Consider the following 14,281-nt stretch of genomic DNA (forward strand, 5'->3'; position numbering starts at 1 on the left):
ACATGGTAGTAAGCGCCAACAGACTTGAACTGCTGCAGATTGCCGATGCGGTCGCGCGTGAAAAGTCGATCGACAAGTCGATCGTCATCGCCGCCATGGCCGATGCGATCCAGAAGGCGGCGCGTTCGCGTTACGGCCAGGAGACCAACATCCGCGCCGACATCAACCCGAACACCGGCGAGATGAAGCTGCAGCGGCTGATGGAAGTGGTCGAAAAGGTCGACGACTACGCCACCCAGATCGCCATTTCCTCGGCTCGCGAGCGCAATCCCGACGCGCAGCTAGGCGACTTCATCGCCGAACAGCTGCCGCCAATGGATTTCGGCCGCATCGCCGCGCAGTCGGCCAAGCAGGTCATCGTCCAGAAAGTGCGCGAGGCCGAGCGCGACCGCCAGTATGACGAATACAAGGACCGCATCGGCGAGATCGTCAACGGCACCGTCAAGCGTGTCGAATATGGCAATGTCATCGTCGATCTCGGCCGTGGCGAGGCGATCATCCGCCGCGATGAGCTGATTCCGCGCGAAAACTACAAATATGGCGACCGCGTCCGCGCCTATGTCTACGACGTGCGCCGCGAGCAGCGCGGCCCGCAGATCTTCCTGTCGCGTACGCATCCGCAGTTCATGGCCAAGCTGTTCACCATGGAAGTGCCGGAAATCTATGACGGCATCATCGAGATCAAGTCGGTCGCCCGCGACCCGGGCTCGCGCGCCAAGATCGCCGTCATCTCGCGTGACAGTTCGATCGATCCGGTCGGCGCCTGCGTCGGTATGCGCGGCAGCCGCGTCCAGGCCGTCGTCGGCGAATTGCAGGGCGAGAAGATCGACATCATTCCGTGGTCGCCCTCGGCCGCCTCCTTCATCGTCAATGCGCTGCAGCCGGCGGAAGTCGCCAAGGTCGTGCTCGACGAGGACGCCGAGCGCATCGAGGTGGTGGTTCCCGACGATCAGCTGTCGCTGGCCATCGGCCGTCGCGGCCAGAACGTGCGTCTCGCCTCGCAGCTCACCGGCTGGGATATCGACATCCTGACGGAAGCCGAGGAATCCGAGCGCCGCCAGAAGGAATTCGTCGAGCGCTCGGCGCTGTTCATGGAAGCCCTCGATGTCGACGAGATGGTCGGCCAGGTGCTGGCCTCCGAAGGCTTCACCAGCGTCGAGGAAGTCGCCTATGTCGACGCCGGCGAAATCGCCTCGATCGACGGCTTCGACGACGACACCGCTTCCGAAATCCAGACCCGTGCCCGCGAGTACCTCGAAAAGATCGAGGCCGAGCATGACGAGAAGCGCAAGGCGCTGGGCGTCAAGGACGAACTGCGCGAAATTCCCGGCATCACCACCGCCATGATGGTGACGCTCGGCGAGGATGGCGTGAAGACGATCGAGGATTTCGCCGGCTATGCCGCCGACGACCTGACCGGTTGGAAGGAACGCAAGGACGGCGAGACCAAGGTCTATCCGGGCGTGTTGGCCAATCACGGTGTTTCGCGCGCCGATGCCGAACAGATGGTGCTCAATGCCCGTCTCAAGGCCGGCTGGATTTCCGAAGACGAGCTTGTGGCCGAAGAAGCATCGGCTGACGAAGCCGTTGGTGCGTGAGGTGAAACCGCATCGCACACAACCCGCCCTTGGACGAGATGAACGATCGCACCTGCATCGTTACCCGCAGGCAGGCCGAACCGGATGAACTGATCCGGTTCGTCGTCGGCCCGGATTCGGCCGTCGTTCCCGATCTCAAGAGAAATCTGCCCGGCCGCGGTTGCTGGGTGAGCGCCGACCGCCTACATATCGAGAAGGCGGCGGCCAAGAACCTTTTTGCCCGCGCCTTCAAGGCACAGGTGTTTGTGCCGCCGGATCTTGGCGGCATGGTCGATGGGCTGCTTTCCAGATCCGCTCTGGGCATGCTGGGTCTCGCCCGCAAGGCAGGCGCGATTTCTCTTGGCGCCACCAAGGTTGAGAGTGCCGTGCGCGGCGGGCTGGCGCTTTTCGTGCTCCACGCGACCGAAGCATCGGACGATGGCGTACGCAAGATCAGCCAGGCGCGGCGGGCGACCGTCCATATTGGCGGCCCTTCCATACTTGCCTACAAACTTTTCTCCGAGGCCGAGTTGAGCTTGGCATTGGGGGGTACAAATGTGATACATGCTGCCGTCCTCGCGGGAGACGCGGGTAAGGCGGTCCAGAAGCGCATGGTTGCGCTCGACCGGTATCGGGGCGGTACCCCGGACGATCTGGCAATGCTTGCGGCCGTTGCTGACGAAGATGAGGCCGCAGAGGATATGGAATGAGCGATACGAAATCGGGCGACGACAAGACGTTGAGTGTTACACCTAAGAAGACCTTGACGCTGAAGCGCCCCGGCATGGAACAGGGCACCGTGCGCCAGAACTTCTCGCATGGCCGTACCAAGTCGGTCGTGGTCGAGACCAAGAAGCGCAAATTCTCCCTGCCCGGCGACAAGCCGGAGCCGGTTGCCGCTGCCCCTGTGCCCGTCTTCACGCCGAAGCCGCCCGTCGCCGCGGCCCCTGTCGTGCAGGAGGCGCCGAAGGCTGCGCCTCCGCCTCCCTCGCCGGCTCCGGTCGAGCGCAGCGGCATGGTGCTGAACGAACTGTCGCGCAGCGAAATGGAAGCCCGCCGCAGAGCGCTGGAAGGGTCCAAGGTCCGCGAGGTCGAAGACCGTCAGCGCGCCGCCGAGGAAGCCAAGCGCCGGGCCGAGGACGAAGAGCGCCGCAAGCGCGAGCGCGAGGAATCCGCGCGCCGCCAGGCCGAGGAAGAGGCACGGCTGCAGGCCGAGGCCGAATCGCGCCGCCGCGCCGAGGAAGAGGCCCGCCGCCGCGCGCCGCTGGCCGCGGAGCTGGCAACGGCCGACGAAGAGGAAGAGGTCAAGCCGAAGCGGGCTGGCGTCGGCGCCCCGGTGCGTCGCCTGGTCACGCCCGAAGTGGCGCGTCCGGCCAAGCCGACCAAGGGCGAGGAAGACCGTCGCCGTGGCAAGCTGACTCTGAATTCCGCGCTTTCCGATGAGGATGCGCGGGCCCGTTCGCTGTCGTCGATGCGTCGCCGCCAGGAGAAGTTCAAGCGCGCGATGCACAATGAGCCGCGCGAGAAAGTCATGCGCGAAGTGATCCTGCCCGAGACCATCACCATCCAGGAACTGGCGCAGCGCATGTCCGAACGTGCGGTCGATGTGGTCAAGTTCTTCATGAAGCAGGGCCAGATCCTGAAGCCGGGCGACGTCATCGACGCCGACACGGCCGAGTTGGTCGCCACCGAATTCGGCCACACGGTCCGCCGCGTTGCCGAATCCGACATCGAGGAAGGCCTGTTCAACATCGCCGACAACGCCGAGGATCTGGTGCCGCGTCCGCCGGTCGTGACCATCATGGGCCACGTCGACCACGGCAAGACCTCGCTGCTCGATGCCATCCGCAACGCCAATGTCGTCTCCGGCGAGGCCGGCGGCATCACCCAGCATATCGGGGCCTATCAGGTCGAGAAGAACGGTCAGAAGATCACCTTCATCGATACGCCCGGCCACGCCGCCTTCACGGCGATGCGTGCTCGCGGCGCCCAGGCCACCGACATCGCTATCCTGGTGGTGGCGGCCGACGACAGCGTCATGCCGCAGACGATCGAATCGATCAGTCACGCCAAGGCGGCCGGCGTTCCGATCATCGTGGCCATCAACAAGATCGACAAGCATGACGCCGATCCGCAGAAGGTGCGCTCCGAACTGCTGCGCCATGAGGTCTTCGTCGAATCGATGGGCGGTGAAGTGCTTGACGTCGAAGTGTCGGCGACCAAGGGCACCAATCTCGACAAGCTGCTCGAGGCGATCCTGCTGCAAGCCGAAATCCTCGACCTGAAGGCCAATCCGGACCGTACCGCCGAGGGTGTCGTCATCGAAGCGCAGCTCGACAAGGGCCGTGGCCCCGTCGCCACCGTGCTGGTGCAGACCGGCACCTTGATGCCGGGCGACATCCTCGTCGCCGGCAACGAATGGGGCCGCGTACGCGCTTTGGTCAACGATCGCGGCGAGCAGATCAAGGAGGCGCCGCCGGCGATGCCGGTCGAGGTGCTCGGCCTTCAGGGTACTCCGTTGGCCGGCGACCGCTTCGCCGTGGTCAACAATGAGGCCCGCGCCCGCGAGATCACCGAGTATCGCCAGCGCCTGGCGCGTGAGAAGGCGGTGGCCAAGCATGCCGGCCAGCGCGGCTCGCTCGAACAGATGATGTCGCAGTTGCAGACGAGCGGGTTGAAGGAATTCCCGTTGGTCATCAAGGGCGACGTGCAGGGCTCGATCGAGGCGATCAACGCCGCGTTGGACAAGCTCGGCACCGACGAGGTGCGTGCGCGCATCGTCCATGCCGGAGCCGGCGCCATCACCGAAAGCGACGTCTCGCTGGCGGAAACGTCTGGTGCGGCAATCATCGGCTTCAACGTCCGTGCCAACGTACAGGCACGTGCCGCGGCAGCCGCCGCGGGCATCGAAATCCGCTACTACTCGATCATCTACAACCTCGTGGATGATGTGAAGGCGGCTTTGTCGGGCCTGCTGTCGCCGGAGCGTCGCGAGACCTTCATCGGCAATGCCGAGATCCTCGAGATCTTCGACATCACCAAGGTCGGCAAGATCGCCGGCTGCCGTGTCACCGAAGGCAAGGTCGAGCGTGGCGCGGGCGTGCGCCTGATCCGCGACAACGTTGTCATCCACGAAGGCACGCTGAAGACGCTCAAGCGCTTCAAGGACGAGGTTTCGGAAGTCCCCGGCGGCCAGGAGTGCGGCATGGCCTTCCAGAACTACGAGGACATGCGCGTCGGCGACGTCATCGAGTGCTTCCGCGTCGAGATGGTGACCCGGACGCTCTGAGTTCGCGTGACTTGTCCATGCCGGGCGGTGGTCGAAAGACCGCCGCCCGGAGTTTATTGTGAAATTGCGCATCGTGCTTTTCGAAACCGAATTCGATTTCGGGCTGATGCGTTGACATGTGAGACATGCGGCACGGTCCCATCCCGTGCCTCACGCTTTCAGGATTGAGAAAAAATGCCCCGTCCAACCACATCCAGCCCGTCCCAGCGTATGCTGCGCGTTGCCGAACAGGTGCGCCACGCGCTCTCCGAAACGTTGCAGCGCGGCGAGATCATCGATCCGTTGATCGAAAATACCGTTGTGTCGGTCTCGGAAGTGCGCATGTCGCCCGACCTGAGGGTTGCCACCGCCTTCGTTTCGCCGCTTGGCGCCAAGGACACCGACGCTGTTGTCGAGGCGTTGAACAAGCATGCGAAATTCGTCCGTGGCCGTGTCTCCGGCGCTCTGCGGCAGATGAAGTTCATGCCGGAGTTCCGCTTCAAGCTCGACACTTCCTTCGACAATTTCGCCAGGATCAATGATCTGCTGAAGTCGCCTGAAGTGGCACGCGATCTCGATGCGGACGACGACAAGACCAAAGACGACAAGGCCAAAGACGACAGGGCCAAAGACGACAGGGACAGCGAATAATGGGGCGCCGCGGCAAGAAGAAGGGCCGGCCGGTCTCCGGCTGGGTGGTGCTGGACAAGCCGGTAGGCATGGGCTCGACCGAGGCCGTGTCGAAGATCAAATGGCTGTTCCAGGCGGAAAAGGCCGGCCATGCCGGCACGCTCGATCCGCTGGCTTCCGGCATGCTGCCGATCGCGCTCGGTGAGGCCACCAAGACCGTTCCCTACGTGCAGGACGGCGCCAAGATTTACCGCTTCACCGTCGCCTGGGGGCAGGAGCGCTCGACCGATGATCTTGAAGGGCCGGTGACGAAGAGTTCAGACCTCCGTCCGGCGGAAGTAGAGGTCAAGGCGCTGCTGCCGAAATACACCGGCGTCATCATGCAGACGCCGCCGCAATTCTCGGCCATCAAGATCGCAGGCGAACGCGCCTACGACCTCGCCCGCGAAGGCGAGACTGTCGACATCCCCGCGCGCGAGATCGAGATCGGCCGCCTCGACGTCATCGAACACCACGCGGACCACACCGTTTTCGAGGTCGAATGCGGCAAGGGCACCTATGTGCGCTCGCTGGCCCGTGACATGGGCCGCGACCTTGGCTGCTTCGGCCATATCAGCGATTTGCGCCGAGTCGAGGTCGAGCCGTTCACATCCGAGGATTTCGTCACCATCGCCGAACTGGAAGCGGCCCGTTTCGGTGCGCAAGGCGAGGACAAGCCGGAGCCTGCCGACGACGCCGATGCGATTGACGTGCCGGTAGACTTCAGCGCGATCGACGCGCTTCTGGTCGACACGTCGGCGGCTCTCGACTGCCTGCCGCAGATCGCCATCAGCGACGATGCGGCAACCAAGATCCGCCTCGGCAATCCGGTCATCATTCGCGGCCGCGATGCGCCTGTCGAGGCCGAGGAAGCCTGTGCGACGGCTCGCGGCAAGCTGGTGGCCATCGGCGCGATCGAACAAGGCATGTTCAAGCCCAAGCGGGTCTTTGCCGGGTGACGGCTCTCGTCTAACTTCACGTCGATTCTACGATCGAGGGGCAGATGGCAAAGGCCGATGCGGTGAAGAAGCGGGCGCCGGTGAAGACGCGGCGGCCGCCCGTCGGCGCTTCGCCGGGCACGCTGATCGCCGATCCGGCGGCGCGACGCTCCGAATTGCGGCTGACCCTGATCTCGCCGCAGAAGTTCAAGACCATCGACAATGCCAGCATCGACGATGTCGAGGCCAATTGCCACAAATGGCCGGTGATCTGGCTCGACTGCACCGGCCTCGCCAACATCCCGCTGATCGAGGAGATCGGCCGCATCTTCAGCCTGCATCCGCTGGCGCTGGAGGATGTCGTCAACACCGGCCAGCGGCCCAAGGTCGACTTCTTCGAGGACCATGCCTTCGTCGTCGTGCGCATGATCGACGATGTCACCGCGCATCGCTACGAACAGATCGCCCTCTTTGTCGGCGAGAACTTCGTCGTCACTTTCCAAGAGCGTGAGGGCGATCCGTTCGACCCGGTGCGCAAGCGCATCGAGAGTTCGGCGCCCAACCGCTTGCGCACACGCGGCGCCGACTATCTGGCCTACGCGCTGATCGACGCCATCGTGGACAGCTATTTCCCGCCAATCGAGGCGGCCGGCGACGTGGTTGACGGCATCGAGGATGAGATGCTGCATTCCACGCACAAGCATCAGATGCGGCAGCTGCACGAATTGCGGCGCGACGCCAATGTGCTGAAGGGCGTGCTGTGGCCGATGCGCGATGCGCTGGCGACGCTGATCCGCAACGACGTGCCCTATGTCAGAGCCGAGACCAAGGTCTTCCTCAATGACACGCTCGACCACTCACTCAGGCTGATCGAACTGGTCGAGACCCAGCGCGACATGCTGACCGGGCTGATCGAGATGCACCTGTCGCTGAGCCAGGCGCGCACCAACGACGTCATCAGCTATCTCACCATCGTCTCGGTCATCTTCATGCCGCTCACCTTCCTGGTCGGCGTCTGGGGCATGAATTTCAGTCCCGATACCTCGCCATGGAACATGCCGGAGCTGCGGTCTTACTATGGTTATCCGGCGGCACTCATCTTCATGCTGCTTGTCGCGGTCGGCCTGATTGCCTTCTTCAAATGGAAGAAATGGCTTTAAAGCCGACAAAACTTGCCATTTTGAGCTGAAAAGCCGGCTTGGTGAATTGGGCTGGTGTTTTGCCGGGAATTGCACTATATGCGCCGCAGCATAGCGCCACGACGCTTTGCCTGCACCGGCCCCTGCTGGACGACATCCCGGCTGAGGGCGACCCGTTTCCTCAAACAGATAAGGAAAAACACGATGTCGATTACTGCCGAGCGCAAAAAGGAATTGATGGGTGAATTCGCGACCGCCAAGGGCGATACCGGGTCTCCGGAAGTCCAGGTGGCCATCCTTTCCGAGCGCATCAAGAACCTGACCGACCATTTCAAGGACCACAAGAAGGATAACCATTCCCGCCGTGGTCTGCTCGCTCTCGTGTCCCAGCGCCGCAGCCTGCTTGATTACCTCAAGCGCAAGGACGACGCGCGCTATCAGACACTGATCGAGAAGCTCGGTCTGCGCCGTTGACGAATTGACCGGCGGGCTCCCTCAAGGAGTCCGCCGGTCGCGCATTCGAGCACCGGGGCCAATCCGATCTCGAATGCAGGACTGGAGCGCCGCGCACCCCATCCGGATGCCGGACGGACGCTCCGAAAAGCTGAATTGCGCATGACGTGTTCCGTAAACCGGGGTCGTGCGCGGGCCGGTCGATCGATTGGCCATATCCGGCTTCGAGCGCGCAGAGGGCCACTCGGAGCCACCCATGGACGGTCATGGGGCAGGATTGCAGGACGCTCGTATGGCCACCGTGCCGACAGACCCGAGCCTCCCGTTGTCTTGCCCGTGGCTGCCCGAGAAAGGAAGCCAGGGGAAAGGGCACCCGCGCACGCTGAAACGGCGCGGCCCTTCCTCATACAAAGGACAAGACATGTTCAATCAGCACAAAGTGGAAATCGAATGGGGCGGTCGCCCGCTCATCCTCGAAACCGGCAAGATCGCCCGTCAGGCTGACGGCGCCGTGCTCGCCACCTACGGCGAGACCAAGGTTCTGGCCACCGTCGTTTCGATGAAGGAGCCCAAGCCCGGCCTCGATTTCTTTCCGCTGACCGTCAACTACCAGGAAAAGACCTATGCCGCCGGCAAGATCCCGGGCGGCTATTTCAAGCGGGAAGGCCGTCCGAGCGAAAAGGAAACGCTGGTTTCGCGCCTCATCGACCGCCCGATCCGTCCGCTCTTCGCCGACGGCTACAAGAACGACACGCAGATCGTCGTCACCGTCGTCCAGCACGATCTCGAAAATGATCCGGACATCCTGTCGATCGTCGCCACCTCGGCCGCCCTGACCCTGTCGGGCGTTCCCTTCATGGGCCCGGTCGGCGGCGCGCGCGTCGGCTACATCAACGGCGAATACGTCCTGAACCCGCACATCGACGAAATGCAGGAATCCAAGCTCGACCTCGTCGTCGCCGGCACCGCCGACGCCGTGCTGATGGTTGAGTCGGAAGCCAAGGAACTTGGCGAAGAGCTGATGCTCGGCGCTGTCATGTTCGGCCACAAGGGCTTCCAGCCGGTCATCGACGCCATCATCAAGCTGGCCGAAGTCGCCGCCAAGGAGCCGCGCGACTTCACCGCGCCGGACTATTCCGCGCTTGAAGGCGAGATGCTGAAGATCGTCGGCGACGAGCTCAGCAATGCCTACAAGATCACCGACAAGCAGCAGCGCTATGCCGCCGTCGACGCCGTCAAGGCGAAGGTCAAGGCAGCCTTTGCTCCGGCCGAAGGCGAAGAGGCCAAGTACACCTCCGAGCAGATCGGCTCGGTGTTCAAGGAACTCCAGGCCAAGGTCGTGCGCTGGAACATCCTCGACACCGGCTCGCGCATCGACGGCCGCGACTTGAAGACGGTCCGCAAGATCGTTTCGGAAGTCGGCGTCCTGCCGCGCACCCATGGTTCGGCCCTGTTCACGCGCGGCGAGACCCAGGCGCTGGTCGTTGCCACGCTCGGCACCGGCGAAGACGAGCAGTATGTCGATTCGCTGACCGGCATGTACAAGGAGAAGTTCCTCCTTCACTACAACTTCCCTCCCTATTCCGTGGGTGAGACCGGCCGCATGGGTTCGCCGGGCCGCCGCGAAATTGGCCACGGCAAGCTCGCCTGGCGCGCCATCCGTCCGATGCTGCCGAGCGCTGACCAGTTCCCCTACACGCTGCGCGTCGTCTCGGAGATCACCGAGTCCAACGGCTCGTCCTCGATGGCCACCGTCTGCGGCACCTCGCTGGCGCTGATGGATGCCGGCGTGCCGCTGGCCAAGCCCGTTGCCGGTATCGCCATGGGCCTGATCAAGGAAGGTGAGCGCTTCGCCGTGCTCTCCGACATCCTGGGCGACGAGGATCACCTCGGCGACATGGACTTCAAGGTCGCCGGCACCGCCAACGGCATCACCTCGCTGCAGATGGACATCAAGATCGAGGGCATCACCGAGGAGATCATGAAGATCGCGCTGGATCAGGCCAAGGACGGCCGCCAGCATATCCTCGGCGAAATGGCGCATGCCCTGACCGGCGCCCGCCCCGAACTCGGCGAGTTCGCGCCGCGCATCGAGGTCATGCATATCCCGACCGACAAGATCCGCGATGTCATCGGTTCGGGCGGCAAGGTCATCCGCGAGATCGTCGAGAAGACCGGCGCTAAGATCAACATCGAGGACGACGGCACGGTGAAGATCGCTTCCTCGAACGCCAAGGAGATCGAGGCGGCGAAGAAGTGGATCCACACCATCGTCGCCGAGCCGGAAGTCGGCGAGATCTACGAAGGCACGGTCGTCAAGACCGCCGACTTCGGCGCCTTCGTCAACTTCTTCGGTCCGCGTGACGGCCTCGTCCACATCTCGCAGCTCGCCAATGAGCGGGTCGCCAAGACCTCGGACGTCGTCAAGGAAGGCGACAAGGTCTGGGTCAAGCTGATGGGCTTCGACGAACGCGGCAAGGTCCGCCTGTCCATGAAGGTCGTCGACCAGGCCACAGGCAAGGAAATCGTGCGCGACAAGAAGGCCGAAGGCGAAGAAGACGCCGCCTGAGCGCTCTGACAGAAAAATCGAAGCGGGCGCGCCTTATGTCGCGCCCGTTTTCGTTTGGAGCAGTTTCAGGAAAGTATGAGGCGCTTTCCCTTGGGAATTGCGCAAGACTCTGGGAGCACTTCTATGGCCGCTGAAGCGCTGAAGACGCTTTTCCATCCGTTCGAGGCCGAGGCTCTCTCCTTGCCGCGAAAGGGCGAACGCATCCTCTTCCTCAGCGCCGAGCCCGGCCTGCGCGTGCCGTCGGGTTTCGAGGCCACGCTGCATCTCGTGCAGGGCTTCCGGCCATATTTCCGTGCATTGCAGGCGGCCGGCTTTGCCGTCACGCCGCAAACCGAGGGGGACGGGTTTAATGCCGCGCTGGTGCTCGCGGGCCGTCACCGCGGCCAGAACGAACTGCGCGTCGCCGAGGCCCTCGAGCGCGTGGCGCCAGGCGGACTTGTCGTCGTCGCCGGCGGCAAGGACGACGGCATTGCCAGCCTGCGCAAGCGCGTCGACGAGCTCGTGCCGCTCCACGGCCATATGCCGAAATATCACGGCATCGCCTTCTGGCTGCGCCGCCCGATGGATATGCAGGCCGCAGCCACGCTTCGCGCCGCCAATCCCGCTTTGCTGATCGAGGAGCGGTTCCACACCGCACCCGGTATGTTCTCTTTCGATCGCGTCGATGCGGGTTCGAAACTGCTGGTCGACAATTTGCCCGGTGACCTGCGCGGCAATGCGGCCGATTTCTGCGCCGGCTGGGGGTATGTCGCGGCTGAGATGGCTGCCCTCTCGTCAGGCCTGTCGGGCCTCGATCTCTATGAGGCCGATTTCGATGCGCTGGAGGCGGCCAAGGGCAACCTCGCCAACACAGTGGCGCAGGGCTTCTTCTGGACCGATCTGCTCGCCGAGCCTGTCGAGCGCCGGTATGACGTCATCGCCATGAACCCGCCCTTCCACCGCAGCCGTGCGGCCGAGCCGGAGATCGGTGCCGGCATGATCCGCGCGGCGGCTAAGGCGTTGAAGCCCGGTGGCAGGCTGTTCATGGTCGCCAACCGCCAGCTTCCCTACGAGCCCGTGCTGTCGGCTGCCTTTGCCAGTCACGCGGAGCTTGCCCGCGATGGCATGTTCAAGGTGTTTTCCGCCCGGCGCTGACTTGCTTAATGCAGGTTGGCGACGCGCCGGACCTCGTCGGTGGCGTGCTCGTCGCCAAGCCTGAACTTGAGTGGCGCCGGACGGCCGAACAGGTAACCCTGCACCACCTCGCAGCCGGCGGCCCGCAACAGCGTCGCCTGGCTCTCGGTCTCGACGCCTTCGGCGATGATGCTGACGCCGAGCGCGCGCGAAAGCCCGACGATGGTCGAGACGACAGCGCCGGAGCTGGAATCGGTATCGATGCGGCTGACGAAGGAACGGTCGATCTTTAGCTTGCCGAATGAGAAGTCGATGAGGTAGCTGAGGTTGGAATAGCCGGTGCCGAAATCGTCGACGGCAACCGAGATGCCCATTTCGGCAAGCTCTTTCAGGATGGCGGCCGCGCGGTCGCGGTCCTGCATCATCGCCGTCTCGGTGACTTCCAGCTCAAGCCGCGACGGCTTGATGCCGGTGGCCCGCATGGTGTCACGCACGATGCCGACGAAGTCCTTGGTCATGAACTGAACCGGCGAGATGTTCACGGCGACGAAACAGTCGTCCGGCAGATGGCGGGCGTCGCTGCAGGCCTTGCGCAGAACCCATTCGCCGATCGGGTTGATCATCCCGGTTTCCTCGGCGATTTGGATGAACTCCATGGGCGGGATCATGCCACGTTCGGGATGGTTCCAGCGGATCAGCGCCTCGTAGCCGATGATGCGGCCGGTCGGCAGGTCGAGCTGCGGCTGATAGTGGAGGTCGAAGTCTCCGCGCTCGAAAGCGGTGTGCAGTTCGGATTCGACCCATTGACGATGATCGGCGACACGCCCCATCTCGCTGTCGAACACCGACCAGTTGCCGACCCCGCCGGCGCGCGCATTCTGCAGCGCCAGGTTGGAGCGGCGCAGGATAAGGACCGGATCGACGCCATCCTTGGGCATGGCCACGATACCCACCGACAGGCTCACCGACTGCTGATGGGTGCTCAGCTCATAGGGCTCCATCATTTCGTCGATGAGCCTTTCGACCATGCTTTCCATCGTTCCTTGGATCTGATGATCCGCAAGCAGCACCGCGAACTCGCCGGCGCCGATACGCCCGACCAGGGCGCGTGCGGGCACGCAGGCCTGCAGCCGCTTGGTGAAGGCGCGGATCAACTCGTCGCCCTGCGTATAGCCGATCGCGTCGTTGATCTGCTTGAACCGGTCGATGTCGATGTCGATCAGGAACACCGGTTCTCCGGTCCGGCTTGTCGCGCATGCCGCCTCGGCGATCTTGCCGACCATCGCCGGGCGCGCCAGCAGTCCGGTCAGCTTGTCGAAATGGGTTTCGTTGAAGACGAAATCGGCCGATTCATCGACGCCGGCGAAGAACGACATGGCCGCCACCGACGCCGCCAGCGCGCAGAGCGCAGCCATGATCGCGACCATCATGTCCATCGATATGCCGGCAAACCCGTCGCCGAGGCCGTGCTTCAAGCCCCAGATGCCGAGGACAAAACTGCCAATGCCCGAACTCGCTATCGTGAGCAGTCGGAACACCGGTGTTCGCTTCGGGTTGCTGACGGCAGTCATTCAAAGGTCCCCAGATTGCGGGACTCTATAGCGGAAATCTACTTAAAATGAGTTTCCGCGAATGTATCCAATTTTACTGGAGAAGATTATTTTCTTTACTGGAAAAGAGCCATTTTTCCAAAACGGTTGCCCATAGCTTGGCGCCTTGATTCTTAACGGCCAGTTAGCCATCCGTCTGCTTCAACTCGTCGAGCGTCGGCATCGAGACGATGTGATAGCCGGAATCGACATAGTGGATTTCGCCGGTGACGCCCGATGCGAGGTCGGACAGCAAATAAAGCGCGGAGCCGCCGACCTCGTCTATGGTCACCGTGCGGCGCAACGGCGAGTTGCGCTGCTGGTAGGAGAACATGTGACGGGCGTCCGAAATGCCGGCGCCGGCGAGCGTGCGCACCGGGCCCGCCGAGATGCCGTTCACCCGGATGCCACGCGGACCGTAGTCGTTGGCAAGGTAGCGCACGCTGGCCTCGAGGCCGGCCTTGGCGACGCCCATGACATTGTAGTTCGGCATGACGCGGACCGAACCGGCATAGGTCAGCGTGATCATCGAGCCGCCTTCGGTCATCAGTGCCGCCGCGTTGCGGGCCACTTCGGTGAAGGAGTAGCAGGAAATCACCATGGTGCGGACGAAATTGTCCCGGCTGGTGTCGGCGTAGAGCCCCTTCAACTCATTCTTGTCGGAAAAGCCGATGGCGTGGACGACGAAGTCCAGTCCGCCCCATTCCTTGCCGAGCGTTTCGAACGTGGCGGCGACCGAAGCGCTGTCCTCGACATCGCAGGGAACGACCAGTGAGGCGCCGAGCTTGTCGGCGAGCGGCTTGACCCGGCGGCCGAAGGCCTCGCCCTGGTAGGTGAAGGCGAGCTCCGCCCCATGTTCGGACAATTTCTTGGCGATGCCCCAGGCGATCGAATGATCGTTGGCAACACCCATGACAAGCCCGCGCTTGCCCTTCATCAATCCGTCCATGGCAGGCAATCCCCTTA

11 protein-coding genes are annotated in these 14,281 nt (G+C 63.3%); 9 read left to right on the top strand and 2 right to left on the bottom strand.

Translation table 11 applies throughout. From position 1 onward, the window contains the following. The first annotated feature begins 2 nt into the window (after window positions 1–2). The 9 genes from nusA (at window position 3) to ACVILI_RS08625 (ending at window position 11,747) form a co-directional block, all read left to right on the top strand. The gene (nusA, locus tag ACVILI_RS08585) at window positions 3–1,598 is read left to right on the top strand and encodes a transcription termination factor NusA (protein WP_019863071.1); all 1,596 of its coding nucleotides are present in this window, start codon (window positions 3–5) and stop codon (window positions 1,596–1,598) included. A gap of 38 nt (window positions 1,599–1,636) precedes the next feature. After that, a complete protein-coding gene (locus tag ACVILI_RS08590; protein WP_038653803.1) occupies window positions 1,637–2,287 on the top strand; it encodes an RNA-binding protein in 651 nt (216 codons plus the stop codon). Further along, window positions 2,284–4,866 (top strand): translation initiation factor IF-2, encoded by a 2,583-nt coding sequence (gene infB, locus ACVILI_RS08595; RefSeq protein ID WP_457102392.1) that lies wholly within the window; start codon window positions 2,284–2,286, stop codon window positions 4,864–4,866. The genes ACVILI_RS08590 and infB overlap by 4 nt, the downstream gene beginning before the upstream one ends. A 174-nt stretch (window positions 4,867–5,040) precedes the next feature. Continuing rightward, window positions 5,041–5,496, top strand: coding sequence for a 30S ribosome-binding factor RbfA (gene rbfA, locus ACVILI_RS08600; RefSeq protein ID WP_019863075.1), 456 nt, complete (start codon window positions 5,041–5,043; stop codon window positions 5,494–5,496). Next, window positions 5,496–6,473 carry a tRNA pseudouridine(55) synthase TruB gene (gene truB, locus ACVILI_RS08605; RefSeq protein ID WP_038652041.1) on the top strand — a complete coding sequence of 326 codons (978 nt, stop codon included), beginning with the start codon at window positions 5,496–5,498 and terminating at the stop codon, window positions 6,471–6,473. The genes rbfA and truB overlap by 1 nt, the downstream gene beginning before the upstream one ends. A 44-nt stretch (window positions 6,474–6,517) precedes the next feature. Beyond that, on the top strand, window positions 6,518–7,612 hold the full coding sequence (gene corA / locus ACVILI_RS08610; RefSeq protein WP_038652043.1) for a magnesium/cobalt transporter CorA: 1,095 nt from the start codon (window positions 6,518–6,520) through the stop codon (window positions 7,610–7,612). A gap of 78 nt (window positions 7,613–7,690) precedes the next feature. Next, complete coding sequence (rpsO, locus tag ACVILI_RS08615; protein WP_269465810.1) at window positions 7,691–8,065, top strand: 30S ribosomal protein S15; 375 nt, start codon at window positions 7,691–7,693, stop codon at window positions 8,063–8,065. A gap of 400 nt (window positions 8,066–8,465) precedes the next feature. Next, window positions 8,466–10,613: a polyribonucleotide nucleotidyltransferase gene (pnp, locus tag ACVILI_RS08620; RefSeq protein ID WP_038652046.1), complete on the top strand. Its 2,148-nt coding sequence runs from the start codon at window positions 8,466–8,468 to the stop codon at window positions 10,611–10,613. 123 nt (window positions 10,614–10,736) lie between these two features. Beyond that, window positions 10,737–11,747: a class I SAM-dependent methyltransferase gene (locus ACVILI_RS08625; RefSeq protein WP_038652048.1), complete on the top strand. Its 1,011-nt coding sequence runs from the start codon at window positions 10,737–10,739 to the stop codon at window positions 11,745–11,747. A 5-nt stretch (window positions 11,748–11,752) separates the two neighbouring features. Here ACVILI_RS08625 and ACVILI_RS08630 read toward each other — a convergent pair whose 3' ends face one another. Beyond that, window positions 11,753–13,297 carry a putative bifunctional diguanylate cyclase/phosphodiesterase gene (locus ACVILI_RS08630; RefSeq protein WP_038652050.1) on the bottom strand — a complete coding sequence of 515 codons (1,545 nt, stop codon included), beginning with the start codon at window positions 13,295–13,297 and terminating at the stop codon, window positions 11,753–11,755. A gap of 163 nt (window positions 13,298–13,460) precedes the next feature. Further along, window positions 13,461–14,264, bottom strand: coding sequence for an enoyl-ACP reductase FabI (gene fabI / locus ACVILI_RS08635; RefSeq protein ID WP_019863081.1), 804 nt, complete (start codon window positions 14,262–14,264; stop codon window positions 13,461–13,463). Window positions 14,265–14,281: the final 17 nt, after the last annotated feature.

This window comes from Mesorhizobium sp. USDA 4775, assembly GCF_054062655.1.

Coding starts and splice junctions, on each gene's coding strand:
- nusA (WP_019863071.1), top strand. CDS start 3: ATGGTAGTAAGCGCCAACAGACTTGAACTGCTGCAGATTGCCGATGCG.
- ACVILI_RS08590 (WP_038653803.1), top strand. CDS start 1,637: ATGAACGATCGCACCTGCATCGTTACCCGCAGGCAGGCCGAACCGGAT.
- infB (WP_457102392.1), top strand. CDS start 2,284: ATGAGCGATACGAAATCGGGCGACGACAAGACGTTGAGTGTTACACCT.
- rbfA (WP_019863075.1), top strand. CDS start 5,041: ATGCCCCGTCCAACCACATCCAGCCCGTCCCAGCGTATGCTGCGCGTT.
- truB (WP_038652041.1), top strand. CDS start 5,496: ATGGGGCGCCGCGGCAAGAAGAAGGGCCGGCCGGTCTCCGGCTGGGTG.
- corA (WP_038652043.1), top strand. CDS start 6,518: ATGGCAAAGGCCGATGCGGTGAAGAAGCGGGCGCCGGTGAAGACGCGG.
- rpsO (WP_269465810.1), top strand. CDS start 7,691: ATGCGCCGCAGCATAGCGCCACGACGCTTTGCCTGCACCGGCCCCTGC.
- pnp (WP_038652046.1), top strand. CDS start 8,466: ATGTTCAATCAGCACAAAGTGGAAATCGAATGGGGCGGTCGCCCGCTC.
- ACVILI_RS08625 (WP_038652048.1), top strand. CDS start 10,737: ATGGCCGCTGAAGCGCTGAAGACGCTTTTCCATCCGTTCGAGGCCGAG.
- ACVILI_RS08630 (WP_038652050.1), bottom strand. CDS start 13,297: ATGACTGCCGTCAGCAACCCGAAGCGAACACCGGTGTTCCGACTGCTC.
- fabI (WP_019863081.1), bottom strand. CDS start 14,264: ATGGACGGATTGATGAAGGGCAAGCGCGGGCTTGTCATGGGTGTTGCC.